The organism is Daejeonella sp., from assembly GCF_030684675.1.
Taxonomy (GTDB): domain Bacteria; phylum Bacteroidota; class Bacteroidia; order Sphingobacteriales; family Sphingobacteriaceae; genus Daejeonella.
The window spans coordinates 1-26,057 of record NZ_JAUXXZ010000046.1 but is presented as its reverse complement, the minus strand read 5'-3'; the positions used below and the strand labels follow the sequence as shown (position 1 = coordinate 26,057).

The 26,057-nt window shown below is 38.9% G+C and carries 29 protein-coding genes; 6 read left to right on the top strand and 23 right to left on the bottom strand.

The features are described from left to right. Positions 1–57: 57 nt before the first annotated feature. The 18 genes from nuoH to Q8M41_RS09685 form a co-directional block, all read right to left on the bottom strand. The gene (gene nuoH / locus Q8M41_RS09770; protein WP_305365079.1) at positions 58–1,095 is read right to left on the bottom strand and encodes an NADH-quinone oxidoreductase subunit NuoH; all 1,038 of its coding nucleotides are present in this window, start codon (positions 1,093–1,095) and stop codon (positions 58–60) included. Next, on the bottom strand, positions 1,095–2,096 hold the full coding sequence (locus Q8M41_RS09765; protein WP_305365078.1) for a 2Fe-2S iron-sulfur cluster-binding protein: 1,002 nt from the start codon (positions 2,094–2,096) through the stop codon (positions 1,095–1,097). Before Q8M41_RS09765 ends, nuoH begins: the two co-directional genes overlap by 1 nt. A 61-nt stretch (positions 2,097–2,157) precedes the next feature. Continuing rightward, the gene (nuoF, locus tag Q8M41_RS09760) at positions 2,158–3,528 is read right to left on the bottom strand and encodes an NADH-quinone oxidoreductase subunit NuoF (RefSeq protein ID WP_305365077.1); all 1,371 of its coding nucleotides are present in this window, start codon (positions 3,526–3,528) and stop codon (positions 2,158–2,160) included. Between the two features lie 93 nt (positions 3,529–3,621). Then, positions 3,622–4,137 carry an NAD(P)H-dependent oxidoreductase subunit E gene (nuoE, locus tag Q8M41_RS09755; RefSeq protein ID WP_305365076.1) on the bottom strand — a complete coding sequence of 172 codons (516 nt, stop codon included), beginning with the start codon at positions 4,135–4,137 and terminating at the stop codon, positions 3,622–3,624. After that, a complete protein-coding gene (locus tag Q8M41_RS09750; RefSeq protein WP_305365075.1) occupies positions 4,130–5,341 on the bottom strand; it encodes an NADH-quinone oxidoreductase subunit D in 1,212 nt (403 codons plus the stop codon). The genes nuoE and Q8M41_RS09750 overlap by 8 nt, the downstream gene beginning before the upstream one ends. After that, a complete protein-coding gene (locus Q8M41_RS09745; RefSeq protein ID WP_305365074.1) occupies positions 5,338–5,841 on the bottom strand; it encodes an NADH-quinone oxidoreductase subunit C in 504 nt (167 codons plus the stop codon). The genes Q8M41_RS09750 and Q8M41_RS09745 overlap by 4 nt, the downstream gene beginning before the upstream one ends. Next, positions 5,841–6,383 carry an NADH-quinone oxidoreductase subunit B gene (locus Q8M41_RS09740; RefSeq protein WP_305365073.1) on the bottom strand — a complete coding sequence of 181 codons (543 nt, stop codon included), beginning with the start codon at positions 6,381–6,383 and terminating at the stop codon, positions 5,841–5,843. The genes Q8M41_RS09745 and Q8M41_RS09740 overlap by 1 nt, the downstream gene beginning before the upstream one ends. Positions 6,384–6,491: 108 nt before the next feature. Further along, positions 6,492–6,863: an NADH-quinone oxidoreductase subunit A gene (locus Q8M41_RS09735; RefSeq protein WP_305365072.1), complete on the bottom strand. Its 372-nt coding sequence runs from the start codon at positions 6,861–6,863 to the stop codon at positions 6,492–6,494. A gap of 84 nt (positions 6,864–6,947) precedes the next feature. Continuing rightward, entirely contained in the window at positions 6,948–8,630 is a 1,683-nt protein-coding gene (locus tag Q8M41_RS09730; protein WP_305365071.1) for a hypothetical protein, read from the bottom strand. A 14-nt stretch (positions 8,631–8,644) separates the two neighbouring features. Beyond that, on the bottom strand, positions 8,645–9,547 hold the full coding sequence (locus Q8M41_RS09725; protein ID WP_305365070.1) for a PstS family phosphate ABC transporter substrate-binding protein: 903 nt from the start codon (positions 9,545–9,547) through the stop codon (positions 8,645–8,647). 8 nt (positions 9,548–9,555) lie between these two features. Continuing rightward, complete coding sequence (locus Q8M41_RS09720) at positions 9,556–9,777, bottom strand: hypothetical protein (protein WP_305365069.1); 222 nt, start codon at positions 9,775–9,777, stop codon at positions 9,556–9,558. 6 nt (positions 9,778–9,783) lie between these two features. Next, complete coding sequence (locus Q8M41_RS09715; protein WP_305365068.1) at positions 9,784–10,608, bottom strand: energy transducer TonB; 825 nt, start codon at positions 10,606–10,608, stop codon at positions 9,784–9,786. 38 nt (positions 10,609–10,646) lie between these two features. Next, complete coding sequence (locus tag Q8M41_RS09710) at positions 10,647–11,198, bottom strand: biopolymer transporter ExbD (protein WP_305365067.1); 552 nt, start codon at positions 11,196–11,198, stop codon at positions 10,647–10,649. A gap of 24 nt (positions 11,199–11,222) precedes the next feature. After that, a complete protein-coding gene (locus tag Q8M41_RS09705) occupies positions 11,223–11,849 on the bottom strand; it encodes a biopolymer transporter ExbD (RefSeq protein ID WP_305365066.1) in 627 nt (208 codons plus the stop codon). An 88-nt stretch (positions 11,850–11,937) separates the two neighbouring features. Continuing rightward, positions 11,938–12,765 (bottom strand): MotA/TolQ/ExbB proton channel family protein, encoded by an 828-nt coding sequence (locus tag Q8M41_RS09700; protein WP_305365065.1) that lies wholly within the window; start codon positions 12,763–12,765, stop codon positions 11,938–11,940. A 336-nt stretch (positions 12,766–13,101) separates the two neighbouring features. Then, positions 13,102–14,712: a phosphoenolpyruvate carboxykinase (ATP) gene (gene pckA, locus Q8M41_RS09695; protein ID WP_305365064.1), complete on the bottom strand. Its 1,611-nt coding sequence runs from the start codon at positions 14,710–14,712 to the stop codon at positions 13,102–13,104. A gap of 136 nt (positions 14,713–14,848) precedes the next feature. After that, positions 14,849–15,193 carry a translation initiation factor gene (locus Q8M41_RS09690; RefSeq protein ID WP_305365063.1) on the bottom strand — a complete coding sequence of 115 codons (345 nt, stop codon included), beginning with the start codon at positions 15,191–15,193 and terminating at the stop codon, positions 14,849–14,851. 2 nt (positions 15,194–15,195) lie between these two features. Next, positions 15,196–16,068 (bottom strand): diacylglycerol kinase family protein, encoded by an 873-nt coding sequence (locus tag Q8M41_RS09685; protein WP_305365062.1) that lies wholly within the window; start codon positions 16,066–16,068, stop codon positions 15,196–15,198. Between the two features lie 218 nt (positions 16,069–16,286). Between Q8M41_RS09685 and metK the strand changes: the two genes are divergently transcribed. The 3 genes from metK to Q8M41_RS09670 all read left to right on the top strand — a co-directional run bounded on the left by metK (position 16,287) and on the right by Q8M41_RS09670 (position 18,938). Further along, positions 16,287–17,543 (top strand): methionine adenosyltransferase, encoded by a 1,257-nt coding sequence (gene metK / locus Q8M41_RS09680; protein ID WP_305365061.1) that lies wholly within the window; start codon positions 16,287–16,289, stop codon positions 17,541–17,543. Between the two features lie 70 nt (positions 17,544–17,613). Then, the gene (locus Q8M41_RS09675; RefSeq protein WP_305365060.1) at positions 17,614–18,177 is read left to right on the top strand and encodes an NUDIX hydrolase; all 564 of its coding nucleotides are present in this window, start codon (positions 17,614–17,616) and stop codon (positions 18,175–18,177) included. A gap of 32 nt (positions 18,178–18,209) precedes the next feature. Beyond that, a complete protein-coding gene (locus tag Q8M41_RS09670; RefSeq protein WP_305365059.1) occupies positions 18,210–18,938 on the top strand; it encodes a 1-acyl-sn-glycerol-3-phosphate acyltransferase in 729 nt (242 codons plus the stop codon). A gap of 17 nt (positions 18,939–18,955) precedes the next feature. On the opposite strand, the gene Q8M41_RS09665 is transcribed toward Q8M41_RS09670, so the two are convergent. Both Q8M41_RS09665 and Q8M41_RS09660 read right to left on the bottom strand, forming a co-directional pair. After that, positions 18,956–19,678: a LytTR family DNA-binding domain-containing protein gene (locus Q8M41_RS09665; protein ID WP_305365058.1), complete on the bottom strand. Its 723-nt coding sequence runs from the start codon at positions 19,676–19,678 to the stop codon at positions 18,956–18,958. A gap of 1 nt (position 19,679) precedes the next feature. After that, entirely contained in the window at positions 19,680–20,690 is a 1,011-nt protein-coding gene (locus Q8M41_RS09660; RefSeq protein WP_305365057.1) for a sensor histidine kinase, read from the bottom strand. A 200-nt stretch (positions 20,691–20,890) separates the two neighbouring features. Here Q8M41_RS09660 and Q8M41_RS09655 point away from each other — a divergent pair, with 200 nt between their 5' ends. Genes Q8M41_RS09655 through Q8M41_RS09645 form a run of 3 tightly spaced genes read left to right on the top strand, consistent with a single transcriptional unit; the run spans position 20,891 to position 22,778 of the window. Beyond that, complete coding sequence (locus Q8M41_RS09655; protein ID WP_305365056.1) at positions 20,891–21,067, top strand: hypothetical protein; 177 nt, start codon at positions 20,891–20,893, stop codon at positions 21,065–21,067. 3 nt (positions 21,068–21,070) lie between these two features. Next, entirely contained in the window at positions 21,071–21,976 is a 906-nt protein-coding gene (locus Q8M41_RS09650; protein ID WP_305365055.1) for an ABC transporter ATP-binding protein, read from the top strand. A gap of 1 nt (position 21,977) precedes the next feature. After that, complete coding sequence (locus Q8M41_RS09645; protein WP_305365054.1) at positions 21,978–22,778, top strand: ABC transporter permease; 801 nt, start codon at positions 21,978–21,980, stop codon at positions 22,776–22,778. On the opposite strand, the gene Q8M41_RS09640 is transcribed toward Q8M41_RS09645, so the two are convergent. From Q8M41_RS09640 to Q8M41_RS09630, 3 genes are all read right to left on the bottom strand, one after another. After that, the gene (locus tag Q8M41_RS09640) at positions 22,779–24,128 is read right to left on the bottom strand and encodes a M20/M25/M40 family metallo-hydrolase (protein ID WP_305365053.1); all 1,350 of its coding nucleotides are present in this window, start codon (positions 24,126–24,128) and stop codon (positions 22,779–22,781) included. Positions 24,129–24,172: 44 nt separating this feature from the next. After that, a complete protein-coding gene (locus Q8M41_RS09635) occupies positions 24,173–25,576 on the bottom strand; it encodes an MBL fold metallo-hydrolase RNA specificity domain-containing protein (RefSeq protein WP_305365052.1) in 1,404 nt (467 codons plus the stop codon). Positions 25,577–25,789: 213 nt separating this feature from the next. Continuing rightward, positions 25,790–26,057 (bottom strand): hypothetical protein (locus tag Q8M41_RS09630; RefSeq protein ID WP_305365051.1); only part of this gene is annotated, 268 nt, incomplete at its 5' end.

Here is a 26,057-nt window from a genome sequence, read left to right as displayed (position 1 = left end):
GCCTAAATCCTCCTAAAAGGGTATTTATTTATAATAAATCAGTCGCTTACCAACCAATTATAGTTTGTCAATAATTGTAATTACAATACCGGTAATTACTATGTTGGCAATTGCCAAAGGAATTAATATTTTCCAGCCAAGGTTCATCAACTGGTCATATCTGAAACGTGGTACGGTCCACCTCACCCACATAAATAAAAAGATGAAGGCAAATATCTTCAGCATCAAAACGGCCATTCCAATCAATGGTCCGATTACAGGTCCGGTTAATTCATTAACCCAATCCATTCCCGGATAATTATAAGCACCAAAATATAGTGTTGACATTACCGCCGAAGCCAAAAACATGTTCAGATATTCTGCGAACATGTATGCACCCATTTTAAAGCCTGAATATTCGGTATGGTAACCACCGACAAGTTCAGTCTCACATTCAGGTAAATCGAAAGGAGTACGATTGGTTTCTGCAAAAGAACAAATAAGAAAGATAATGAATCCAAGAGGCTGGTAAAAAAAATTCCAGTTAATACCATGTTGCTGCTCGGCTATTTCCTTCATACTCAAGGTATTGGTAGCCATCAACAAAGCAATAATGGATAGACCCATTGGAATTTCATAGCTAATACTTTGGGAGGCAGCTCTTACGGCACCCATAAGCGAGAATTTATTATTGGAAGCCCATCCGCCAATCATAATTCCATAAACACCTAGTGAAACCACTCCGAAAATATAAAGCATTCCAACATTAATGTCGGTAATTTGCAAACTAACCTGGCGTCCTGCTATCTCAATATCCTGGCCCCATGGAATTACTGCACTACCCAAAAATGATGTAAATAATGCAAGGGATGGTCCCAGAATAAAAAGTGCTTTATTTGAATCTGTAGGAATGATTTCTTCCTTAAAAAACATCTTGAGTCCATCAGCAAGGGGCTGGAACATTCCTCCGGGTCCGGCTCTGTTCGGGCCAACCCTATCCTGAAGGAAGCCTGCGATCTTTCTTTCTGCAAGTGTAGAGTAGGCAGCAACAGTTAGGCTGATCAGAAATATGACCAGAATTAACGCGAATTTCTCAATTATAAATGCTAGTTCCATCAGATCTTGGTTGCTCTTTCAAATTCAACTTTATTTGCTTCAATTAAAACCTGATTCTCTTTAATTACAGGTAATGGAACAAATTCATAATGATTAGCGGATATTACTGAGGTTTGTGCAATATGACGCGGTCCTTCTATAATCCAGCTGCTGGTATTTTTAGTCTCGAAACGGCAGGTATTACATATAAAATCCTCAACCTCACCAAATTGATCTTTACGGCCTGTAACTCTTAAAACCTCATCTCCTTTATACCAAAGAGTTACATTTCCTTTACAGGTAGGGCAATCGCGATGGGCATCCACAGGTTTTGTAAACCAAACCCGGTTCTTGAATCGGAATGTTTTATCAGTTAAAGCTCCTACCGGACAAACATCAATTATGTTACCAGAAAAATCATTATCGATGGCTTTTTCAATGTAAGTTGAGATTTCTGATGCATCGCCCCGTCCCAAAATACCATGTAAGCGGTTATCAGTGATCTGATTTGCAACGTAAACACATCTGTAGCATAAAATACAACGGGTCATGTGTAACTGAATCTTATCGCCAATATCGATTTTATCAAAAGTACGGCGCTCAAATTCATATCTTGAATTGCCTACACCGTGCGCATAAGACAGATCCTGTAAATGACATTCTCCGGCCTGATCACAAATCGGGCAATCAAGCGGGTGATTGATCAATAAGATCTCAACTACTCCCTTTCTTGCTTCAATAACTTCAGGTGAAGTGATGTTCTGGACCTCCATTCCATCCATTACACCGATACGGCATGATGCAACCAGTTTTGGCATCGGGCGAGGATCCTTTTCAGAACCCTTGCTTACTTTAACCAGACAGGTCCGGCATTTTCCGCCACTACCTTCAAGTTTAGAATAATAGCACATAGCAGGAGGTACAATATCTCCCCCAATCTGACGTGCAGCATTGAGAATACTTGTACCCGGTTCTACTTCAACCGTGATCCCATCTATTGTAACTTTAACTTTATCACTCATTGTTTAAAATTCAAAACCTGTGCTTAATATCAAAGGGATTTCCGTCCAAATTTTTGACTTTTTAATTTTGACTTGCCACTTCTTCTAATTTCGGCAAGGGGTCTGCATATTTCGCAAGACCATAATTGCGCTCCATCGCTTCCTTTGGATTGGCAACATGCCATTCAAATTCATCACGGAAATGGCGAATTGCACTGGCAACAGGCCAGGCAGCTGCATCTCCTAATGGACAAATTGTATTTCCTTCGATTTTCTTGGAAACGTCTACCAAAAGATCGATATCACTCATTTTTCCATGACCATATTCCAGACGATGAAGAACCTTCTCCATCCAGCCGGTTCCTTCACGGCATGGTGAGCACTGTCCGCAGCTTTCATGATGATAGAAACGTGAGAAATTCCAGGTATTTCTAACGATACACTGGTCTTCATCAAACGCAATAAAACCACCGGAACCTAACATTGTTCCGCTTTGAAAGCCCCCATCAGAAAGAGATTCGTAACTCATTAAACGGGGCTGACCGTTAACAGTATTGAGAATAAGATTAGCCGGCAGAATCGGCACCGAAGAACCTCCTGCTACAACAGCTTTTAATCTCTTTCCATTTGCAATACCGCCGCAATATTCATCAGAATAAATAAACTCTTCGACAGGCACACCTAATTCTATTTCATAGACACCCGGCTTTTTCAGATTCCCTGAAGCAGAAATCAATTTTGTCCCGGTACTTCTGCCATTACCAATTTTTGCGTATTCCTCACCACCATCATTAATAATAGGCACTACTGCGGCTATTGTCTCTACGTTATTGACTACTGTAGGACAAGCCCAAACACCTGAGATTGCAGGAAAAGGAGGTTTGATTCGAGGATTACCACGTTTGCCTTCCAATGATTCTATCAATGCCGTTTCTTCACCACAAATATATGCTCCGCCACCCGGCTGAACATATAATTCAAGATCATAACCTGAGCCTAAAATATTTTTTCCAAGAAAACCAGCACTCTTTGCTTCAGCAATTGCACGCTCCAGAATTCTGATCTGGGGCATCATTTCGCCACGCACATAGATATAGGATGTTTTTGCACCTAAAGCAAAACTGGCAACAATCATTCCTTCGATTAGAAGATGAGGAATGTGGGTCATCAGGTAACGGTCTTTAAATGTTCCCGGTTCAGATTCATCAGCATTACAAACCAGATAGCGCTCACGACCTTCAGGTTTGGCCAAAAAACTCCACTTCATACCTGTAGGGAAGCCGGCACCGCCACGTCCGCGTAGTCCGGAAGTTTTCACTTCTTCAACCACAGCATCAGGAGTCATGGTCTTTAAGGCCTTTTCTACCGAACGGTATCCTCCATTCTGACGATAAACATCGAAAGTATGAATTCCTGGTACATTAATATTCTCTAATAATAACTTGCGCGCCATGTTAAATCAAGATGAGAGATAGGAGATAGGAAATAGGAGACCTGGCTGTAAGAAAATACTCAGTCTCATATCTCATTTCTCACACCTCATTTCTCATATCTTATTCTTTAATGTTTCAATCAATTTATCTACACTCTCAACTGTCAAATGCTCATAAAAAGTGTATTCAGGGCCAATCTGTAAAACCGGAGCCATACCACAGGCCGCCAAACACTCTACCCCTCTCCAGCTGAACTTTCCATCTTCCGTTACTTCACCTTCTTTAACTCCCAGAGTTTTTTCAATATAAGTCATAATCTTTTCGGCACCGACCAGACAACATGGTCCGGTACGGCATACCTCCAGAACATATTTTCCCTGTGGACGAAGAAAAAACATTGTATAAAAAGTGGCAACTTCGTAAACCTCAATTGGTTTTATCTGAAGATATGCTGCTACTTTATCCATTAGCTCCGGACTAACCCAGCCGTATTCTGCCTGTACCAAATGAAGCATAGGCAACAATGCCGACTTTTGTTTTCCTTGAGGATAACGGGTTACAATCCCATCAAACTTTTTAATCAGTTCTGATGAAAATTCAATTTCCTTATGTTCAGTTACACTAAGCATCTAATTCTCCTGCGATTACGTTCAAGCTACTCATATTGATAATGGCATCGGATAATAACATTCCGGCACTCATTGGAGCATACATCTGGTAGTTAATAAAACTTGGTCTTCTGAAGTGCAGACGGTAAGGAGAACGTCCGCCGTCATTAACAAGATAGAAACCCAGTTCACCATTACCACCCTCAACTGCATGATATACCTCAGTTTTTGGAGTATCAATCTCACCCATCACAATTTTGAAATGGTAGATCAAAGCTTCCATACTATTATAAACCTCTTCTTTTGGAGGCAGGTAAAATTCAGGTACATCCGCATGAAAAACACCTTTTGGTTCCTTTTCAATCTTTTGCAGCGCCTGCTCAATAATTCTTAAGCTCTGCCACATTTCCTCATTACGTACAATGTAACGATCGTAAACATCACCACTTGTACCAACCGGGATTTCAAAATCAAAATCCTGATAAGAAGAATAAGGTTCATTTACCCTCACATCATAATCTACACCGGTTGCCCGTAAAATCGGACCGCTCCAGCTATAGTTCAGCGCAGTTTCCGGATCAACAGCACCAACACCTGAGGTACGCTCAATAAAAATTCTGTTCCGGTTAAATAAGATTTCAAATTCTTTCAGAATAGGTGGGAATTTGACAAGGAATTTTTTGATTTTAGCAAAAGCGATATCATTAAAATCACGTTCAAATCCACCGATACGGCCAATGTTAGTTGTCAGTCGGGCACCACAAATCTCTTCGTATATTTCGTAGATATGTTCTCTCTCTTCCATCAGGTAAAGGAAGCCTGAAAATGCGCCGGTATCCACCCCTAAAATTCCATTACATATTAAATGATCTGAAATACGGGCAAGCTCCATGACAATCACTCTCAGGTAATCAACCCGCTTTGGGGTTTCAATACCGAGTAATTTCTCAACCGTCATATGCCACCCCATGTTATTGATTGGGGAGGAACAATAATTTAAACGGTCAGTAAGCGGGGTGATCTGATAAAAGGGACGGTGCTCAGCAATTTTTTCAAATGCCCGGTGTATGTAACCAATAGTTGAAACGCCACTTATTATCCGCTCGCCATCCATTACCAGAACATTCTGAAAAACACCATGTGTCGCCGGATGGGTAGGACCAAGGTTTAATATAAACGTTTCCTTCTGAGGATCGTTATCTGTGAATATGGGGTGATTCGTCATCTTCCGAAGAAATAATCCTTTTTATCAACACGATTCGGGTCTTCCAGTGGATGTTCTCTACGCATCGGGAAAACCGTCATATCATCAACATTTAAAATTCTTACCAGGTTCGGATGTCCATCGAAAATAACTCCGAAAAAGTCGTAAGTTTCACGTTCCATCCAGTTAGCACCTTCCCAAAGCTTAGTAGCAGTTGGGATGTGTGGCGCATCTCCACCAATAAAGACCTTAATCCTGACCCTTACATTATTTGACAGGCTATGCAAATGATAAATTACACCAATTGAGAGCTTTTGTTCTGGATAATGTATACCGGTTATGTCAGTCAAATAATTAAATTTGAGCTCCTTATCTTCCTTAAGAAAACGAAGTACTTCGCTGATATTTTCAGCAGAAGTTTCAAAAGTTAAAAAATCATAAGGCTCTGAAGGAACAGAAATCCTGTCTCCAAACGCTGATGTTAAACTTTGTATAACTTGCTGATTATTGAGTTTGCCCATTACTGGATTCCGTATCTTTCTAATAATTCTTTATATTCTGGTGAGTCTCTCCTGCGAAGTGACTCATTTTTAACCAGTTCCTGTATTTTATTAAACCCGTCGATTATGGCTTCTGGTCTTGGTGGGCAACCCGGAACGTAAACGTCAACCGGAATGATCTCATCAATCCCCTGCATCACAGAATAAGTATCAAATATTCCCCCGCTGCTGGCGCATGCACCTACTGCAATAACCCAGCGTGGCTCTGCCATCTGAAGGTAAACCTGCTTCAATACAGGTCCCATTTTCTTGGCAATAGTACCCATAACCATTAAAAGATCTGCCTGACGTGGCGAAAAACTAGGCCTCTCTGATCCAAAACGGGCGAAATCGTAGTGCGAGCCCATGGTTGCCATAAATTCAATCCCACAGCAGGAAGTTGCAAAAGGTAATGGCCATAATGAATGAGATCTGGCCAATCCAACTACCTTATCCATGGAGGTAGCAAAAAAACCTGATCCCTCAAGACCCGGAGGCGCTTCTACTAAATTTACTTCAGTCATAATTCTTCAAAAGAAAAAGCCCAATTCAGACAAGTCTAAAATGAGCCCAAATTTAAGAAATTTAATGTTTTCAATTGTTTAAACCATTATTTAGAAACAGTCTAAACGCTATTCCCAATCCAGGGCTTTCTTCTTGACTATATAAATAAAGCCAAGCAAAAGCGTGCCCATAAATACAAACATTTCAAGCAAACCATTAACTCCAAAATCGCGGAAGTTAACAGCCCAAGGGTACATGAAAATAACCTCTATATCAAAAAGAACAAAAAGAATAGCAACTAAAAAATACTTAATGGAAAAAGGTTGGCGTGCATTTCCAATTGACTCTATCCCAGACTCAAAAGCAACCAATTTATCTTTCGTTTTACGCTTAGGACCAGCCAAATGCGTAATAGTCATTGTCAGGCCTACAAAGCCAAGGGCAACAAGCATTTGAAATATAATAGGGAGGTAGTTTAAGGCAGTACTTTGTGCTTCCATTGTTGTTTTTTGCTGGGCAAATATAAAAAAAAAGAAGTCCCTAAACAATGTTCAGGGACTTCTCTCTAAATATTAATGAATTTTTTACTTACTTCCATCAATTGCTTTCACAGCCTGTGTTGCTGTGACATTCGCCGGGTCTAAAGCAAGAACCTTATCAAAGTATTCTTTGGCTTTTACATTGTCCCCATCCTTTCTGGCTGCAACAGAACCAAGGTAATTGTATGCCTCAATAAGACCAGGAGCGCTCTTTGAAGCAAGTTCTGGCTTTTCAACAGTAACCAGATCTATGTATTTGGCATAAAATGGCACCGCCAGACCCTGACTATCGTTCTCATCATCCAGCAATCGATTGATACGGCCTCTGTACTGCCAGCCAATCTGTGTGGTTGGAGAACGCTGAACCAGATAGCTAAATGCGCTGTCTGCTTTCACTAAAAGATCTTTTTCAGGAGTCAAATTAGCATTTTTCAATGCTCCATAATGAAAGTAATATGATGAACCTAAATAGTAATAATCGAGAAGAGCTCTTTCCGGATTTAAAATAGATATCTCATATGCTTTCGCTGCATCTTCATATTTTTTTGCCTTGAATAATTCCAGTCCCACTTCACTCATTACCGCGGCATTAGTAGAATCCATCTCGACAGCCTTGGTTATATTAACCATACCTTCTGAAAGCATGGTAGTATCTTTCATCTGGGCTCTTCCAAGGTAAAGATAATCCTGTGAGATTAAACGACTCGGTTCAACCTTAGAAATGAAATCTTTAAGTGCCTGCTCGCTTGATGCAAAATTTCCATTCTCAAAAGCAGAATAAGCCAGGTATCTTAAAACTCTGGGATTTACTTTATCAAGCTTTGCCATTTCAATGGCTTCAGCCTCAAGTGCTTTAAAGTCTTTCGCCAGGAATAAAAAGTCTGCATGACGTAAACGGGAATCCAGGGAACGATCCGTCAGATCCATATATTTCTCATAATATTGCAATGCCTGCTGAATACGACCAGCATACTCCTTTTGAGATGTCCAGGCCCAGCCAAAATAGGTCTCAGCCAATTCACGATAAGCTGGTCCGTAAGTTGCATCCAGAGCAATCACACTATTAAATTCTTCAATTGCTTCAGGGTATGCTTTAGACAATTTATTGATCTTGCCTAATTCAACTTTAGACCTCAAGAAGGTTTTATCAAGTTCAAATGCACTTCTGTATGCACTAAATGCCTCACCGTTCTTTTGTTGCTCGCGATAAGCATCTCCCAATACAAGATATAACTGAGCATCCTTATCATTAAGCAATTTCGATTTCTCAAGATGAACCAAGCCCTCTGCGATCATTGGTACCGGAGCATGCACATAAGCACGACCAATATAGAGATCTGTTGTATGGTCCTTCCTTTTTGTAAGATCCACTGCTTTATCAAAAAATGTTTTAGGATTTCCCTTCTTTGCAAGTTCTACAGCACCCATACCGACATGATTTAAAGGGTACTCATCATCTGCGGCAATCCCTTTGCCGAATGCAGTTTTAGCCGAATCTATATAATCTGGTCGGACATATATAGGACTGGTTGTTAAATACAGATTACCTAAAAAGAAAAAGTTCTCGGCGTTTGTAGGCTGAGTACTGGTTAAGGTATTTAAAATAGCCTTTCCTTTCTGGTACTGTTCCGCATCAATTGCCTTACGGGCATCAGCTAAACTCTGAGCAAAAACTGCTGAACCAACTAATATCAACCCCAAGGTTATTTTTACTGCCTTGTTCATCATGTTACAATTTTAATTTAGTTTACAATATTTATCTCCCGTGAAGGAATGCTATCCGGCAAAAGTCCGGATTTAAGTACAACCCTTTGTCCACGTTCACCTGCAATGAATGATGCAAAACCTGTGCCTAAACCTGCACCACCTTCACAGTTAATTATGTACAATGACCTTGTCAATGGATATAATCCCAATGCAATGTCATTTTGAGTAGGTTTATAGAAGGCATCAGATCCTGCTTGACCTTCTAAATTTTTTACTCCCAATATTTTCAAACCCTCCACAATCTCCTCGAGATCGGTTGGAGGCTGTACCATCCAGTTGACACCTACAACTCCAATTGCGCCAGGGTTCTCATGAACGTACCTGATTACTTCAGCATTGGACTTAAGTGCATAAACACCATTTGCAGGAAGTTCTTTAACGCCTGCAAGTTCCTTAAAGTATCTTACTGTACTCGAGTTTGCATTGTCAAACACTAAACTTTGAATGGCTGAACCAGTACCTTTCAAAACTTTAATGATATCCTGAACAAGAACAGTAGAATCTTTTGAAGGATTCTTTGTAATAAGTGCTATACCGTCTATCGCAAAGCGATTAATACGAATCTTTATATTTCGTCCCTCAAAGTGCTTCGTCTCTTCAGGAGTCAAAAGCCGGGATAAAACTGCCACCTGAATACTATCACTTAAAAACAAATTTAATAATTCATTTTCAGATTTCATTACCAGATCCAGCTTAGCATCTGCATAGGTGCTTTCAAACAAATATTCCTGATCCTCAATGATTGGTGCAAACGATTCATCAACCAAAATTTGCTCATAACCACTTGTATATGATTGCTGAACGGAAGCGGTATTATTCTGACATGAAAAAAGAACGAACAGAAAACCTGCCGAAAAAATATACCTGATTCTTTTCATATTAATCATTAAGAGCGTAATAAACGCACAAACCTGATAAAAGAATAAATGATCAGGAGCAATGCAAAAGCTACTCTGTAACCGAAATCGAGATTAATTGGAAAATCTTTCCAGAATATAATCGCGACACCTAATGCAAAGTATAGCGCAAACATCCCAAGCCCTAAAATAAACAGAAATCGCTTTGCGGGCGATTTCTGTATCTTCTTTTCTTCTTTAGAGAAAGACATAGACAATTATTGTCCTGCCAACTGGAAGAAGATAGGCATAGTGTAAGCAACACGCACCGGACGACCATTTTGTATACCTGGCTTCCAGGCCGGTGCATTTTTCAATACCCTTATAGCTTCCTCATCACATCCGCCACCGATACCTCTTAATACTTTGATATCTGTTAACTGACCATTTTTCTCAACTACAAAGCTCATAATTACACGGCCAGTTATGTTGTTTTCACGAGCCATTGGAGGATATTTCAGATTTTTCTGAAGATATTTTCCCCATCCGGCCATACCGCCCTGAAATTCAGGAAGTACTTCAACACTTGCGAAATCCCTGATACTGTTATCCTCGATGACAGCAACTTCTTTAGGTGCTTCACCTACAGGCTCATCAATTACGATATCTGCATTCGGATCACCTTCAATTGTTTTCTGACCAGGATCAGCAACTTTCAGTTCTTCAACTGTTGGGGGCTCCTCATCCCTTACCTGCTCTGCAGGAACAACTACAGGAGGAGGAAATTTAATCTGATCAATTTTAGGTTTAGGTGGCTCCGGTGGAGGTGGAGGCAATTCTTCCTTGTTAATTGGAGGTGGAGGTGCCAAAACTACCTCAGTAATCTTGACCTTCTCTTCTTCTGGCAATATTCCGGAGATATACCTTATAATCAATGGTAATGAAACCAAAGTTATAAATAGCAAAGAGCCAATAATCACTGCTCGGCTTGTAGTCTTAGAATTACCTTTCCTTAACTCATAAGCTCCATAGCTTTTATTTCTCCCGGCAAATACAACATCCAGCCATTGCGGGTTGAATAAATCTATTTTAGACCCTAACATATTTAATTCTTTAAAGGGTTAATATTTGTTTAAAATAACTATTTGTAGATACCATCACGTTTTAACAAAGCAATATCAGGATCAGAGATCTCAACGATCGCATACCTATCGATATTTGAAACTTTCATCTCATCAAGGATGTCTACAAAATTTCTATAATTTGACTGATCGCTGGGTTTAATTAACACGATCAATCCTTTACTTGGATCACCAGTTGCTGCTATAACTTTTTTAGCATTCTCAACCAGAGCCTTTCTGATTCCATTTCTTCCATAGTTATCAACCTGGGGAGGAGTCAGAGGTTTATCAACAAGTCCCATATACCATTCCAGACGATTGTCTGCACCAAGAAGTATGGTCATTGTTCTGTTATCAGCGATAGTTAATTCCTGCTGATCTTGTTTTTCCTTATCAGGCATGGCTAAATCCATTGCCTGAGGTTTAGCCAGTGTAGTGGTAAGCATAAAGAAAGTGATTAAAAGGAAAGCCAAATCCACCATTGCGGTTAAATCCACACGTGTTGATTGCTTCTTACTTCTAACTTTACCGCCTTTATGCTTACCCCCGCCGGAGGTATCTAATTCTGCCATCGCGTTTTATATTAATTTTACGAATTACTTTTCGTCTGCCCTCAAAGAGGTGATCAGACTAAATTTGTTAATATTCTGATCCTGAAGGATTCCCAATATTTTCTTAATTGCAGGGTATTCTTCTTTTGAATCACCTTTAATACTGACACGCATATCAACATTGTTAAGCTCTTTGGTTGCATAACGGGCTGATAATAACCAGTCATGTAATTCAGATGGACGCACACCTACTGAATCAGTAGGAATTCCAGGCTGCAATCCGGCTTTATTCCGATCGTCGCCTTTCATCATGATGATCTGCTTCAGATTACCAATTGGAACCCCAAAACTTTCCATTACTGAAAAACGAGTCTTTTCCTCATCTGTAAACTGGATCTGATACTTTTCGCCCATCAATTCAAGAGTCCGCTTGCGGATAGGTTGACCTGGTACTCCAAAAAACACTTTACCTTTCTGACCGATAGTCAGTGTTGCTATATCCAAATCAGGCAGTTTGAACTTTACTGTTGATGCCGGGGTATCAACAGGAAGAGGCTCTGGCTGACGGGCTGTTGCTGTTAGGATAAAGAAGGTAAGCAACAAAAACGCCACATCACACATTGCTGTCATGTCGATAGCTGTACTCTTTCTGGCAACTTTAATTCTAGGCATTGCTTATTTTTTAATTATTAACTATTTACTATAGAGATGAAAATATTCCGGATTTTCCATAAAGCCCGGAATAAATTTTCAAAAACTATTATTTATGAGTACTTGCATATGTTTGAACGATAGAGAAACCTGCCTCATCGATAGCATATGTCAATTTATCAATTTTAGAAGTAAATAGGTTATACATAACAATTGCCAAAGCAGAAGTAGCAATACCAGTTGCAGTATTGATCAAGGCCTCAGAAATACCATTTGCAAGAGCTGCCTGATCCGGAGAACCTGCAGTTGATAATGCCGCGAAGGCCTTAATCATACCTGTTACCGTACCTAACAGTCCCATCAAAGTTCCTATTGATACAAGAGTTGCTATAACAGTCAGGTTTTGCTCCAGCATGGGCATCTCTAAAGCAGTTGCTTCTTCAATATCTTTTTGGATTGCAAGACATTTCTGCTCAGTATCCATCTTAGGTTCAACTTCCATTTCTTTGTATTTCTTCAATCCCGATTTGATAACATTCGCAACAGAACCTGCTTGTTTATCACATTCTGAAATAGCTGAATCAATATTTCCGGCACCGATGAATCCCTGAATCTTTTTAACAAACTGGTCAACATTTCCTTTACCAGTAGCTTTTCCGATAACAAAGAAACGCTCGAATGAAAATACGATCACCATAAGGAATAAACCCATCAGTACTGGTACAACATATCCTCCTTTGTAAACCATTCCGAAGTAGTTACCTGATAGTGGGTGACCGTTCTCAGGATCTCCACCTTCAAAATTAGCAGGATCTCCCATTACAAATTTCCATAACAGTACTCCGACAAGAATACACATCACAATAGATAGACTTGCAAAAATGCTTGAACCAGAGCTCTCTTTCTTAGCTGTTGTTGGTTTTGGTGCGTTCGCCATTTTTTTAAAATTTAGTTTTAGTTGTTGATTAGATAATATAAGTTAATTGATTTTTTGTTTGGTGTTATTATGTTAATGTTAATTTTCTATGATTTTTAAAAATATAATTTGTTTGTCTCCCAATTAGTTCGGGATAACAAAAATATAATTTTCGAGTTAATAAAAAATTTTTTGTGAATTTATTAATCCTATTTATTCAATCCTGTCAAAGCCATCCCTAGAATGTGGCAAGAAACGTGCCGTTCTAAAAGATGATTATCATCAAAACCTGATAATCATTTTACAATGAAAACTATTTTTTATTGCAATTGCAAATTTGCTGAAGGATTTTAAAGGCTAAACATTTAAAAATACTTTAGGATTAGCACTAATTATCTCATTATCAGTGTATTCTTCATATTGTTTAAAATTTGATACAAATGCCTGTGCCAGAATTAAAGCTTTCTGATCATAGGCTTCTTTATCATTCCAGGTAGTACGTGGGTTTAAAATTTCTGAAGGCACACCGGGGCAGGACAATGGCATAGCCAAATCAAAAACCGGATGTTGTTCATATTGAACTAAATTCAAATCGTTATTTAGGGCAGCACTGATCATTGCTCTGGTATATGAAAGCTTCATTCTTGTACCTATTCCATATGCTCCTCCTGTCCATCCGGTATTAACCAGCCATACATTTATATCTCCTTCAACTATTTTCTTTCCAAGAAGCGCTGCATACTTAGCCGGATGAAGGGGTAGAAAGGCCTTTCCAAAGCAAGCCGAAAATGTTAACTGGGGTTCGGCAACATCAGCTTCTGTACCGGCAACTTTGGCTGTATAACCTGAAATAAAATGGTACATAGCCTGTGATCTGCTCAATCGGGATATCGGAGGCAGCACTCCAAATGCATCAGCTGTCAGAAAAAAGATATTCCTGGGTCCGGGTGCTATCGAAGGGATAAGGGCATTATCAATATAATCAATGGGATAAGCTACCCTTGTGTTTTCTGTTTTATGTGTATTGCTGAAATCAACGATCCTTGTATTCTCAAAAAAATTAATATTCTCCAGTAATGCCCCAAACTTTACAGCTTTGAAAATCTGGGGTTCCTTCACCTGGCTTAAATCTACACATTTGGCATAGCAACCACCTTCAAAGTTAAATACTGTCTCCTCATCCCAGCCATGTTCATCATCACCAATAAGTGCCCGGTCAGGATCTGCAGAAAGGGTTGTTTTGCCAGTACCCGACAGGCCAAAAAACAAAGCGGTATCTCCTTTCTTACCTTTATTAGCAGAGCAATGCATGGAAAGAACCCGGTGCTGCTGAGGTAAGATGAAATTTAAAACAGAGAATATTCCTTTCTTTATCTCTCCTGTATAACCGGTTCCACCGATCAGAATGATCTTGCTTGAAAAATTTATGATAGAGAAATTATGCTGTCTGGTTCCGTCCCTTGTAGGTTCAGCCAGAAATCCGGGTGCAGTAATAATTGTCCATTCAGGCTGAGAATCAGGATTTACCAGCTCTGGCCGAAGGAATAAATTATTTGCAAAAAGATTTTGATAGGCAGTTTCCGAAACTATCCTGATATCCACTCTGTACTGTTCGGCTGCACAAGCATAACAATCACGAACATAAATATCTTTATCAGACAGATAGTTCCGCACCCTGGCATACAGGGCATCGAAATTATCGGGACTCATCGGAATATTAATATCTCCCCACCACACTGTATCCGAAGTAATATTGTCGTAAATAATGAAACGGTCTTTAGGAGACCTGCCGGTAAACTCACCTGTATCTGCAGCAAAAGCTCCGCTTTCAGCAAGTTTACCCTCTCCGTTCAGAATGGCCTGTTCAATTAAAGCAGCCGGAGATAATTGATGATAAATTGATTTTTCCTGCTTAAGCTTCAGGTATGCAAGATCTAACCTTTCGGCCGAAATTTTATTGGTATCCATTCCTTTTATAACAAGATTTTTACAAAGGTACGGAGTAAAATTTTCATCATTACAATAAAACTGTCTCAAAATCAGCTAATTGTAATTTTAACACTAAGGCATAAAGCCCTTAATTTCAATACGATAAAGGCTCCAATCAGCCTCCGGATTTTTTAGCTTTATACCCCTCGGCAAGAAGTAAAGCCAAAACCTTTTCACGAAAATCTCCCTGAATAATAATTTCACCATCTTTCGCTGACCCACCAACACCGCATTTCTGTTTAAGCCTTTTAGCAAGCTGCTCGAGATCTTCCTGTTTTCCTGCAAAACCAGTAACCAGTGTAACCGCTTTCCCCCCGCGTTGTTTCCTGTCGAGTTGTACCCTCAAATCCTGCAGTCGGGGTTCGGGAGTTTCCTGGATTTCAAGATCATCAGAAATATAACCAAAGTCAGGATCTGTAGAATATACAACCCCCTGAAGACCTTTATTCTTTTTAGACATAATTAATTAAGAATATTTAAAGAATGTGGGTTAACTCCTATACTCAGTATTGTCCCCATATTAAAGGGATCTCCATCCAGATGAACAGCCGCATCACTCTCTCTCTTAATAGTGATATTACTGCCCTGAATTATCTCCAAATAATTTGATTTATGAGTATTCTTTCTGAACATTCTAAGCACCAATGCAGGAAACTTATAAAGCGGGAATGGTTTTAGGATACAAATATCCAGCATGCCATCATTCAGGGAGGCGAAAGGAGAAATATGCGCGTTGTTCCCATACTGCGACGAGTTAGCAACGCTAATCATAAATGCCTGATGCTCATATTCTTTTCCATCTATGGTCAAACGATAATGCTGAGAACGATAATTAGAAACTTCTGAGAATGCTATTTTAATGTAGCTACTGAGACCGCGTTTAACATTTTCAGCAAAACGTGAACTGATCTGTGCATCAAATCCGATACCAGCCATATTAAAGAACTTCCTGCCATTAAAAGTGCCTGAATCGATTGTACTAACATGAAGATTATTTATTCTTTTGATAGCCTGAACCTCCGCTATTGGAATCCCCAAAGATCTGGCCAGTCCGTTCCCTGATCCAAATGGTATGATTCCCATTAACTTATCAGTTCCCTCAACTTCTGTTGCTACCTCATTTATGGTGCCATCACCTCCCACTGCAACCAGAATATCTACACCATTTCTGATCGCTTCAACTGCCAGAAGAGATCCATGACCATGATAATCTGTAAAGACACATTCATAGTCAAATTTGCTCTTATCCAGATATTTATCAATCTTTTTCGGAAAATTATATTTGGCTTTCCCACCTGAAATCGGATTGATAACGAATAAAATTTTTCTTTTCAACTAAATTTAGATTTTAACTCCAAAAATACTCTTAAATTTTTTAGAACATAATATTTATCCTACTTTTGCCTTGCAAAAAAGTGGATCGATTTGCGTTGATTGCAACCACGTAAAAAAAAGTGCTAAAACATTCTGCCGGTTTTTACATCGATCAAAACACTCCATCTGCTTTCTGCATTTTACGAAATCTCTTATTTTTAAATATTAATTAAAACTCTATGCCTTATTTATTTACCTCCGAATCAGTATCAGAAGGTCACCCGGATAAAGTGGCTGATCAGATATCAGATGCATTAATCGATAACTTCTTAGCCTGGGATCCTGATTCAAAGGTTGCCTGCGAAACCCTGGTTACAACAGGTCTTGTTGTATTAGCCGGAGAGGTTAAGTCACAAACTTACCTTGATGTGCAAAGAATTGCCCGTGAAGTGGTTCGTAAAATTGGCTACACCAAATCTGAATATATGTTCGAGGCTGATTCATGTGGTGTTATCTCTGCAATTCATGAGCAATCCGCTGATATCAATCAAGGAGTAGACAGAGTTAAAAAACAAGACCAGGGTGCAGGTGACCAGGGAATGATGTTTGGTTATGCTACAGGCGAAACCGATAACTATATGCCATTGGCATTAGATCTTGCGCACAAGATATTAACAGAACTTGCTGTACTGCGCAGAGAGAATTCTGCAATTAAATATCTTCGCCCGGATGCGAAATCACAGGTAACTATAGAATATAGTGATGACCACAGACCAATTCGTATCGATGCGATCGTGGTATCTACTCAGCATGATGACTTCGACACAGAAGTAAACATGCAGAAAAAGATTCAGGAGGATATCATCTCTATCTTAATTCCAAGAATAAAAGCACAACTTAAACCAGAGCTTCAGGTGCTTTTCACTGATGCGATCAAATACCACATCAATCCTACAGGAAAATTCGTGATAGGCGGACCTCATGGAGACACCGGATTAACAGGTCGTAAGATCATTGTAGATACCTATGGTGGTAAGGGTGCACATGGGGGTGGTGCATTCTCAGGAAAAGATCCTTCAAAAGTGGATCGTTCAGCAGCCTATGCAACCCGTCATATTGCTAAAAACCTGGTTGCCGCAGGAGTTTGTAGTGAAATTCTGGTACAGGTATCTTATGCAATTGGTGTTAAAGATCCAATGGGAATTTTTGTTGATACGTACGGAACTGCCAAAGTTGGACTTAATGATGGTGAGATTGCACAAAAAATATCTTCTATTTTTGACATGACTCCATACGGAATCGAAACCCGCTTAAAGCTTCGTAATCCAATATATTCTGAAACCGCAGCTTATGGTCATATGGGCCGCCAAAATGAGGTGGTAACTAAAACGTTCTTAGGAAATAACGGAGATAGTAAAACTGTAGAAGTTGAGCTGTTTACCTGGGAAAAACTAGATTATATTGATCAGGTTAAAAAAGCCTTCAATCTGGCTTAATACCTAATTATAACACTTTAAAGCCTTCTCTCTTTACAGAAAGAAGGCTTTTTTGTTTAATATTGTACTGATGAAGCATCCGAACCTAAACCCCTGGAAAACCCTTTCGAGTGAAAAGATTTATGAGAATCCATGGATTAGTCTGACTGAACATCAGGTAATTAATCCGGGTGGCGGGAATGGAATTTACGGTGAAGTCCATTTTAAAAACCTGGCTATTGGGATTATCCCGCTGGATGAGGAAAATAATACCTGGCTTGTTGGACAGTATCGCTTTCCCCTGAAGCAATATAGTTGGGAAATCCCGGAAGGTGGCGGTTTACTTAATAATGATCCGGTTTTAAGTGCCCAAAGGGAATTATTGGAAGAAACAGGAATTAAAGCAGAAGAATGGATAGAGATTCAAAAAATTCATCTGTCTAATTCTGTGAGTGATGAACTGGGTATTATTTATCTCGCAAGACAACTTAGATTTGGCGAATCAAGTCCGGAAGAAAGCGAAGATTTGATTGTTCGTAAATTACCTTTTGAAACCGCATATCAAATGGTTTTAAATGGCGAAATAACAGATTCACTAAGTGTTGCAGCAATTTTAAAAGTGAAAATTTTGTACTTAACGAATAAACTGGCTTAATTGATGGTTTCCCATCCGCATAATAAAACTATATGAATAAATTTTTAGGCTATATCTTTTCACCGATCCACTATTTATTTTTTGGGTTTTTCCTCTGCCTGTTTCATCCGATTCAATGGGTATGTTTTAAGTTTGGCGGTCAGGAAACACACAAAAAATCAGTCGATCTTATGAACTTCTTCCTGCTGAGCACCTATTACCTCATGGGAAGTTCGATAAGTTTCAAAAATCCTTACCAATTACCCGATAAACGGCCGATAATTTTTATAGCCAATCATCAAAGTTTGTATGATATTCCTCCCCTCATCTGGTTCCTCAGGAAGCAACATGCTAAGTTTATATCGAAAATTGAATTAACAAAGGGAATCCCAAGCATTTCATTCAATCTGAAATATGGAGGTGGTGCTAATATTGACAGAAAAGACAGTAAACAGGCGGTTGTAGAAATTCTAAAACTGGCCGAAAGAATGAAAGCCAACAATTGGTCGACTGTTATTTTCCCCGAAGGAACCCGCTCAAAGGATGGTAAATTAAAGCCATTTGCTATAGGCGGTGTTGCTACAATTTTAAAAAAGGCTCCTAATGCACTTATAGTACCTATTGTAATCAGAAACTCCTGGAAACTGGTGCAATTCGGTGCATTTCCATTAAGCTTTGGCGAAAGAATGAGTTGGGAGGTTCTGGAACCCCTTGACCCTGATGGCAAATCGATGGAAGAAATTATGAACTATACAGAAGAGTCTATAAAAAAGGCTCTCTGAAAGTAAACGAAGTAAATCTATCCTATATTCTTGTCTTCAATTTGCCTAAAAAAATAATCTCTGTAGGTATCACCAATTGGAATAGTCTTATCTCCGATCTGAATTCTGCTTCGCTCTATACTTTCAATCTTACCCAGTGATATGATATAGGACTTATGAACCCTGATAAAGGACTTAGGGGGCAATGACTCCTCCATTTTCTTCATATTCTGCAGGGTTATTATCCTTTCTGTTGCTGTAAAAATAGATATATAATCTTTCAGGCCTTCAATGTAAAGTATATCATCAAGGTATATTTTCTGGATCTTATGTTCGGTTTTTACAAAAATAAAGTCATGATTGTTTTGTTGAACAGCAGGTGATTCGGGAACAGGTGAATGATTATTGCCTTTATTCTGAAGAACCTTTTGAGCTGCCTTATAGAAACGATCGAAGGCAATTGGTTTAAGAAGGTAATCCACTACATCCAGCTCATATCCATCTAAAGCATACTGCGAATAGGCCGTAGTGAGTATAACATCGCATTTGCCATTTATTATTTTTAAGAACTGAATTCCTGTCAATTCGGGCATCTGAACATCTAAAAAAACAAGGTCAATGGCACCGCTCTGAACCAAAGATAAGCCTTCAATAGCGCTGGTTGTGGTTTTTACCAAAGTCAAAAATGGAACTTTTTTGATATAATCCTCAAGAATATCCAAAGCCAGAGGCTCATCATCAACTACCAGACAACGTATCATTCTATAAATTTAGATATAATTCGCAATTATAAATATCATTCTTATCCTGAATATGCAGTTCATAATTGTCTTTGTATAATAAGTCCAGCCTCCTGCGAACATTTTGCAAACCTATTCCCCCGGTTTCATCCTTGTTCTGATTGCTCTTTTTGTTAATTGTTCTGAAGAATATCTTACCGGGTTCTATGTTCAAAAGTATACTTATTGGCACTTCCTTATCAGTAGCTACTCCATGTTTAAAAGCATTTTCAACAAAGGAAATAAGTACCAGTGGTGTGATCTTTTGAGCTTCTACCTCCCCAGTTATTTCAAATTTGATATAACTATTATCTTTAAATCTTAATTTCTGAAGTTCAATATAATTTTCAAGGTAGCGTATCTCATCTGCAAGAGCCACTTTATCTTCATTGCTTTCATAAAGCATATACCTCATGATCTCAGAGAGTTTTAAAATAGCCTCAGGGGTTTTCTCTGATTTCTGATATGCCAGTGAATAGATATTATTTAATGAATTAAACAAAAAGTGGGGATTGATCTGAGATTTTAAAAAAGCCAGCTCCGAAATCAGTTTTTCGTTCTCAAGGTTGCTTTTAATTTTTTCATTTGAAAACCAATCGGTAACGAATTTTAAAACAGCGCTGAGGAAGATAAAAAGACAACTTACAAATGCGGCACTCATAAAATAGTCCCAGAAAGCCATGATATGCTTTCCGGAATCCCGCTTAATTATTATATCATAGAAATAATAGGCTAAACCACATTTCACAAAAGACGAAATGAGTACCAGAAAAAGTATGACAATTGCACACCACAAATACTTCTTACGGTTCAGGAATGTGGGAAGAATGAACAGGTAATTAATGTAAAAAATCGTGATATTAATTAATCCGAAGTAGACAAATACAACTACTGTCTTGTGCACAATCTTACCATTACTGCCCATAAACATAAAGAGCAACAGTAATGCGATCCAAACAATAATATGAGTAAGAACCCGCATAGATTTATTCATAATCGAAAATAGCTTTTCCGCCGGTTTAAAGTATTCAGTTTCGACCAACAGGCCAAATCAATCTGCCAACAAGCAAATACAAGCTATCAATTATAGGATGCATAAAAAGTACCGTTGGTCTGTAAAAATTGCCCCTTGGTCTAATAGATTTCAGCAAGAGTTTTTTTAAGTATTTATTTGTTCTATCAAAAAAGGAAAATATGAAAAAATTAACCAATTGCGTATCTCCATTCATAATGTTACTTGTTCCATTATTCCTGCTTATCGGATTACTGGTTTCAAATCTTAATAATGAAATCCCTGTTGAAAAACAGCGTGCAGGATTAAAACTTCAGGTACCTTCACTCAAGAACCTTGTCAGCACTGTCCTCAAATAATAAATGAAGCCAGGGTTGATTATTGAAACCAGGAATCTATCCTATCGATTTGGTAATCAGCTGGTTCTTGATCAGGTCTCCCTTAATGTCAGGGAGGGAAGTATCTATGGATTTCTTGGGCCTAACGGAGCAGGGAAGACTACAACTATTAAGGTGCTGCTTAATCTACTCCAGACCGAAAAAGGAAAGGTATTTCTTTTTGGCAAAGACCTGAATAAAAATCGAATAGAAATACTTTCAGGAATCGGTTCATTAATTGAGCAGCCGGCAATATATTCTCATTTATCCGGAAAGGAAAATTTACTGAACAGAGCCTTGCTCCTGCATGTAAATACCACAAGGGTTAATGAAATGCTCGATCTGGTAAATCTGACGGAACATGCAAATAAAAAGGCAGGCAAGTATTCCCTGGGCATGAAACAGCGACTTGGAATCGCCCTTGCACTTCTGCATGATCCAAAATTGCTGATTCTGGATGAACCAACCAACGGACTTGACCCAAATGGAATAATTGAAATCAGGCAACTTATCCGCAAACTGGTAGAAGAACGTGGGAAAACCATTTTCATTTCAAGTCATCTCCTTTCGGAGGTCGAAAAAATGGTTACCCATATTGGAATTATAAATCGTGGAAAATTACTTTTTCAGGGAACAATAGAAGAACTTCATAATGTCAGTAAGAAACATCTTGAGATCCAAACCAATGACCTGGTCAGATCGAGGGAACTTTTATGCAAAAATGGTTATCAGGCAGAAATTTTATCAGATACGATCCTCATACCTTACCTATCAGAAAAACATAGTGCAGAGATTAATAGCTTGCTTGTAAAATATGATCACAAAGTTTACAGCTTAACAGTGAGTAAACAAAATCTGGAAAATTTATTCCTATCCATTACTCAAATATAAAATGCTGGGATTTTTACTTTCAATTCAATCTGAATTCTACAAGACCAGAAAAACCCTTGCTTTTCTTTCAGCTATATTACTGCCGCTAATTTTATGTATCCTGATTACAGCCGGTTTTTATACCCATGCTGATAAAATAATGTTTCTCTCTGCCAAAATGCAGTGGTTCAGATTCACAGGAGCATTTTTAGGCGTGATGGGCAGCCTCATTCTTCCAATCCTGATCATTTTCCAAACCTTTTCTATAAATAATATAGAGCATCGTGCTGAAATGTGGAAAAGCCTGTTCTCTCTTCCCATACACAAATGGAGCATTTATTCAGCCAAATATGTTTACGTGGTATTTTTGAATGCACTTTGCTTAGCATTGTTTGCCAGCTTTATTATTGTTTCAGGGTATTTATTGAATGTTTTAAATCCTGAATTAAAGTTCAATCAGTTTGATATTTCAGGTATCCTGTTCAAGTTACACCTTAAACTTTTCCTTGCTTCAATGGGAATCTTATCCATTCAGTTTTTATTTAGCCTGCTTTGGGCTGATTTCTTAAAGCCGATGGGCATCGGATTCGTGCTCACTATTTTCGGAATAATCACTGCGAATCTGGGCTGGAAATACGCATTCACAATTCCTTATACACATCCGATGCTGGCATTGCAAAGTATGATGAAGCAGGTTCTGAATAATAAGAATGAACAAATGGAGTTCGACCTGATGAGCCAGGAGATTTATGTGAGCCTAATTGTGGCAGTTCTAACATTCGCCATTGGCTATTTTGTAATCAACAAACGTAGTATCAGATAATTAACGAACCGACTTCGGAATCACCACCAGACTTTCATGTCCATCAGCGTCTACCGATTGAACTCCGAAATAATAATTGTCTTTTGAGTAGTTCAGGCTGGCAGTGTTACCTGTAATGAAAAATTTCTTCTCCCAAACCGGACTTGTAGTCTCTCTCATCACCACATAATATCCGGCAGGTTTCTCTCCAACAGGATTCTCCCACTTAAGTACCGTTTTATTAGTCAGGCCGCTGGTTACAACACCCACATTTAAAGGCTCACGAGGTGCTAGAGCAAGATTTGCAAGGGAGGCAAGATTCATTCTTGTTACTTTCTGAGTATAATTATAATCCACAAAATCAGGGAGGTCTCCATAATCCACACCGTTTTCTTTCCTTACATTCTGATGCTGGCGGTCAAAATCTTCATTCATTTCAGTAATTCTGATACCCGCAAAACCCTGTTGTGAAAATGGAGTATGATCACCACCTCTAAGATATCTGTCACGGCGATAAATCAGCTTCACATTCAACTGATCCACATATCTTTCACCAATTTCTTTCAAATAGCGAGCAAATTGCCGTGCCTGTCCATCATTCTCAGATCCGGTACTGGCTCTGCGGGCAGCCTCCTCAGGACTTTCTACGCCTGATACCCCCTCACTAAAGATTCTAACACTATTATTATCCTTAATACCCGTTTCCATCCCATAAGTATTGCCCACAATATCATTGGTGATCATCCCCGCCAGGTTCCACTTTTCAGCTTTTGCTCTTTTCGCAAGATTCGCTGCTCCATAAAGGCCTTGTTCTTCTGCAACCATGGCTACAAATATTAGGGTGCAGTTAAATTTATATTGACTCATCACACGGGCCAGTTCAATAGCAGCAGCTGTTCCTGAAGCATCATCATTTGCACCCGGAGCAAATATCTTAGAATCGTTTACATCAGATGCCCTTGAATCATAATGACCTGAAACAATAAATACCCGGTCATCAGCTGGATCTGTACCTGGAAGTATTCCCAAAACATTCTTCATGATAGTTGGGCTTGCAATTCTCCGGCCGTCGGCAGGCTGCGTAAACGTATCGAATTCGACCTTTAATCGCCCTCCTGAGGCTTTCGAATAACGTTCTAACTCTGATTTAATCCAGTTGCGGGCGGCGCCAATTCCGGTTGTGGTACTTAATGTATCACTCAGACTATGTCTTGTTTCAAAGGTCACGAGTTTTCTGACGATCATCTCTATATTCTGTGCAGATACTTCATCCACCATTTTTTTAATCTGCTGATCCTGCCTGATTGTTACAGTTTGCGAGTGGCCAGAAAATGCAGAGAAAATAAATAAACTTAGTAAGAGGTATTTCATAGTATTAATCTAACAATAATTGAAAATAGGCAATTTTACCTGTTTTAATCCAGAATAAATTCCTGATGCCTTTCAGGGATCTCTACATTTTTATATCCCTTGGCCAGGATCTTTTTCACGAAGTTTTGTTGAACATCATATTCGCCATGTACCAAAAATACCTTTTTAACCTTTGAAGGATCCTGACAGGCAATAAACTGTAACAAATCATTATAATCACCATGAGCACTCATAGAACGAACTGACCTTATTTCAGCCCTAACCGGAAACTCTTCGCCGAAAATAGTCACTGTACTATTTCCTGCCGCTAACCTTCCCCCTAGTGAGTTTGGTTCGCAATAACCTACCATAAGAATGGTATTCTTTTCATCAGTGATATTGTTTTTTATATGATGCTTAACCCTCCCTGCTTCAGCCATTCCTGAAGCAGAAATTATTACACAAGGCTCCGGATCAGTATTTAAGGCTATAGAAGCACTTGTATCCTGAATAAAACTTAGATTTTTAAAATCAAAAGGGTCATCATCGTGAAGCATGACATCCTGAACGTGCTTATTGAAATTCTCAGGATGGCTTTTAACCACATTTGTAGCTTTGATGGATAGCGGGCTGTCGACATAATATTTTACATCAGGCAGAATTCCTCTTTCTTCAAGATGATTCAAAGAATAAAGTAATTCCTGGGTACGGCCAACACTGAATGCAGGGATAATTACCTTACCACCCCTCAAAATACAGGTCTGATAAATGATTTCTTTGAGTAAATTTTCCGCCGGTTCAGCATCCTCATGCAAACTATCACCATAAGTTGATTCAAGAAGGATATAATCTGATTGCGGGAAGGTCTCGGGCGACTTGAGGATCAGATCACCGTAACGACCAACGTCACCACTAAAGGTTAAACGTGTTGTCTTAGCATTTTCCTTTATTGAAAGGTGAACAGCTGCGCTGCCGATGATATGGCCCACGTCTGTTAAAAGAACGCTGATATCTTCGTTTATCCGATGCTCTGCATTGTATTTTATAATCTTAAACTGACGCAATGCATGCATGGCATCTTCTTCTGTGTACAAAGGTTTAAGCAAAGGCAATCCTTTGCGTTTCCTGTGCTTATTGCTATAATCTGAATCCTGCTGCTGAATTCTTGCAGAATCCATTAGTAAAATTCTAGCCAGATCCATGGTTGCTGCAGTACAGAGCACCTCACCTTTAAATCCCTGGGCTATTAATCTGGGAATGAGTCCGCAATGATCAATATGGGCATGGCTCAGGATAAGATAATTTATTTCTGCAGGGTTGAATCCAAAATGCTCATTCAGTTGATCAGTTTCTTCGCCCATGCCCTGAAACATCCCACAGTCAAGTAAAATTTTTATTCCATTATCAAGAGAAATTAAATGCTTACTCCCGGTTACATTCCTTGCAGCACCATGAAAACTTATACGCATATATCAGATATTAAATAGAAGGGTATCTGTCAAAATTAATTTAATAAAGTCAATATCCTGCTATATCCTTGTAAAAGAAAGAACCGGTTTCAATAATTCCGAAAACAAAAAAAGGCTCCGAAGAGCCTCATTTCAACCAAAACAAACATAAAATTATTGTTGTGTTACTGTATAAACTACCGGTACCACATTTAAACCTGTTGCTTTACCTGCCTATGCACCACCTGCACCAATCAAGTAAGAAATATTGAATTTGTTTGTAGAATTTGTTTCTGTATCGAAGTTCACATCCAATGATGCCGGCTGAGTTACACTGAATGATAAGACATCAGAAATGGTGATGTTCAAATTTGCAGTCTGTGCAAATGATTTGGTACTTAATAAGGATACTGCTGCAATTGCGAATGTTATAATTACTTTTTTCATCTGTTTGTTTATGTCTGTTTTAATTTGTTGATGTTGATAAGCTATAGACAAATTA

Bases quoted from the DNA above. Each gene is read 5' to 3' on its own strand.
- nuoH (WP_305365079.1), bottom strand. From the start codon at position 1,095: ATGGAACTAGCATTTATAATTGAGAAATTCGCGTTAATTCTGGTCATA.
- Q8M41_RS09765 (WP_305365078.1), bottom strand. From the start codon at position 2,096: ATGAGTGATAAAGTTAAAGTTACAATAGATGGGATCACGGTTGAAGTA.
- nuoF (WP_305365077.1), bottom strand. From the start codon at position 3,528: ATGGCGCGCAAGTTATTATTAGAGAATATTAATGTACCAGGAATTCAT.
- nuoE (WP_305365076.1), bottom strand. From the start codon at position 4,137: ATGCTTAGTGTAACTGAACATAAGGAAATTGAATTTTCATCAGAACTG.
- Q8M41_RS09750 (WP_305365075.1), bottom strand. From the start codon at position 5,341: ATGACGAATCACCCCATATTCACAGATAACGATCCTCAGAAGGAAACG.
- Q8M41_RS09745 (WP_305365074.1), bottom strand. From the start codon at position 5,841: ATGGGCAAACTCAATAATCAGCAAGTTATACAAAGTTTAACATCAGCG.
- Q8M41_RS09740 (WP_305365073.1), bottom strand. From the start codon at position 6,383: ATGACTGAAGTAAATTTAGTAGAAGCGCCTCCGGGTCTTGAGGGATCA.
- Q8M41_RS09735 (WP_305365072.1), bottom strand. From the start codon at position 6,863: ATGGAAGCACAAAGTACTGCCTTAAACTACCTCCCTATTATATTTCAA.
- Q8M41_RS09730 (WP_305365071.1), bottom strand. From the start codon at position 8,630: ATGATGAACAAGGCAGTAAAAATAACCTTGGGGTTGATATTAGTTGGT.
- Q8M41_RS09725 (WP_305365070.1), bottom strand. From the start codon at position 9,547: ATGAAAAGAATCAGGTATATTTTTTCGGCAGGTTTTCTGTTCGTTCTT.
- Q8M41_RS09720 (WP_305365069.1), bottom strand. From the start codon at position 9,777: ATGTCTTTCTCTAAAGAAGAAAAGAAGATACAGAAATCGCCCGCAAAG.
- Q8M41_RS09715 (WP_305365068.1), bottom strand. From the start codon at position 10,608: ATGTTAGGGTCTAAAATAGATTTATTCAACCCGCAATGGCTGGATGTT.
- Q8M41_RS09710 (WP_305365067.1), bottom strand. From the start codon at position 11,198: ATGGCAGAATTAGATACCTCCGGCGGGGGTAAGCATAAAGGCGGTAAA.
- Q8M41_RS09705 (WP_305365066.1), bottom strand. From the start codon at position 11,849: ATGCCTAGAATTAAAGTTGCCAGAAAGAGTACAGCTATCGACATGACA.
- Q8M41_RS09700 (WP_305365065.1), bottom strand. From the start codon at position 12,765: ATGGCGAACGCACCAAAACCAACAACAGCTAAGAAAGAGAGCTCTGGT.
- pckA (WP_305365064.1), bottom strand. From the start codon at position 14,712: ATGGATACCAATAAAATTTCGGCCGAAAGGTTAGATCTTGCATACCTG.
- Q8M41_RS09690 (WP_305365063.1), bottom strand. From the start codon at position 15,193: ATGTCTAAAAAGAATAAAGGTCTTCAGGGGGTTGTATATTCTACAGAT.
- metK (WP_305365061.1), top strand. From the start codon at position 16,287: ATGCCTTATTTATTTACCTCCGAATCAGTATCAGAAGGTCACCCGGAT.
- Q8M41_RS09675 (WP_305365060.1), top strand. From the start codon at position 17,614: ATGAAGCATCCGAACCTAAACCCCTGGAAAACCCTTTCGAGTGAAAAG.
- Q8M41_RS09670 (WP_305365059.1), top strand. From the start codon at position 18,210: ATGAATAAATTTTTAGGCTATATCTTTTCACCGATCCACTATTTATTT.
- Q8M41_RS09665 (WP_305365058.1), bottom strand. From the start codon at position 19,678: ATGATACGTTGTCTGGTAGTTGATGATGAGCCTCTGGCTTTGGATATT.
- Q8M41_RS09660 (WP_305365057.1), bottom strand. From the start codon at position 20,690: ATGAATAAATCTATGCGGGTTCTTACTCATATTATTGTTTGGATCGCA.
- Q8M41_RS09655 (WP_305365056.1), top strand. From the start codon at position 20,891: ATGAAAAAATTAACCAATTGCGTATCTCCATTCATAATGTTACTTGTT.
- Q8M41_RS09650 (WP_305365055.1), top strand. From the start codon at position 21,071: ATGAAGCCAGGGTTGATTATTGAAACCAGGAATCTATCCTATCGATTT.
- Q8M41_RS09645 (WP_305365054.1), top strand. From the start codon at position 21,978: ATGCTGGGATTTTTACTTTCAATTCAATCTGAATTCTACAAGACCAGA.
- Q8M41_RS09640 (WP_305365053.1), bottom strand. From the start codon at position 24,128: ATGAAATACCTCTTACTAAGTTTATTTATTTTCTCTGCATTTTCTGGC.
- Q8M41_RS09635 (WP_305365052.1), bottom strand. From the start codon at position 25,576: ATGCGTATAAGTTTTCATGGTGCTGCAAGGAATGTAACCGGGAGTAAG.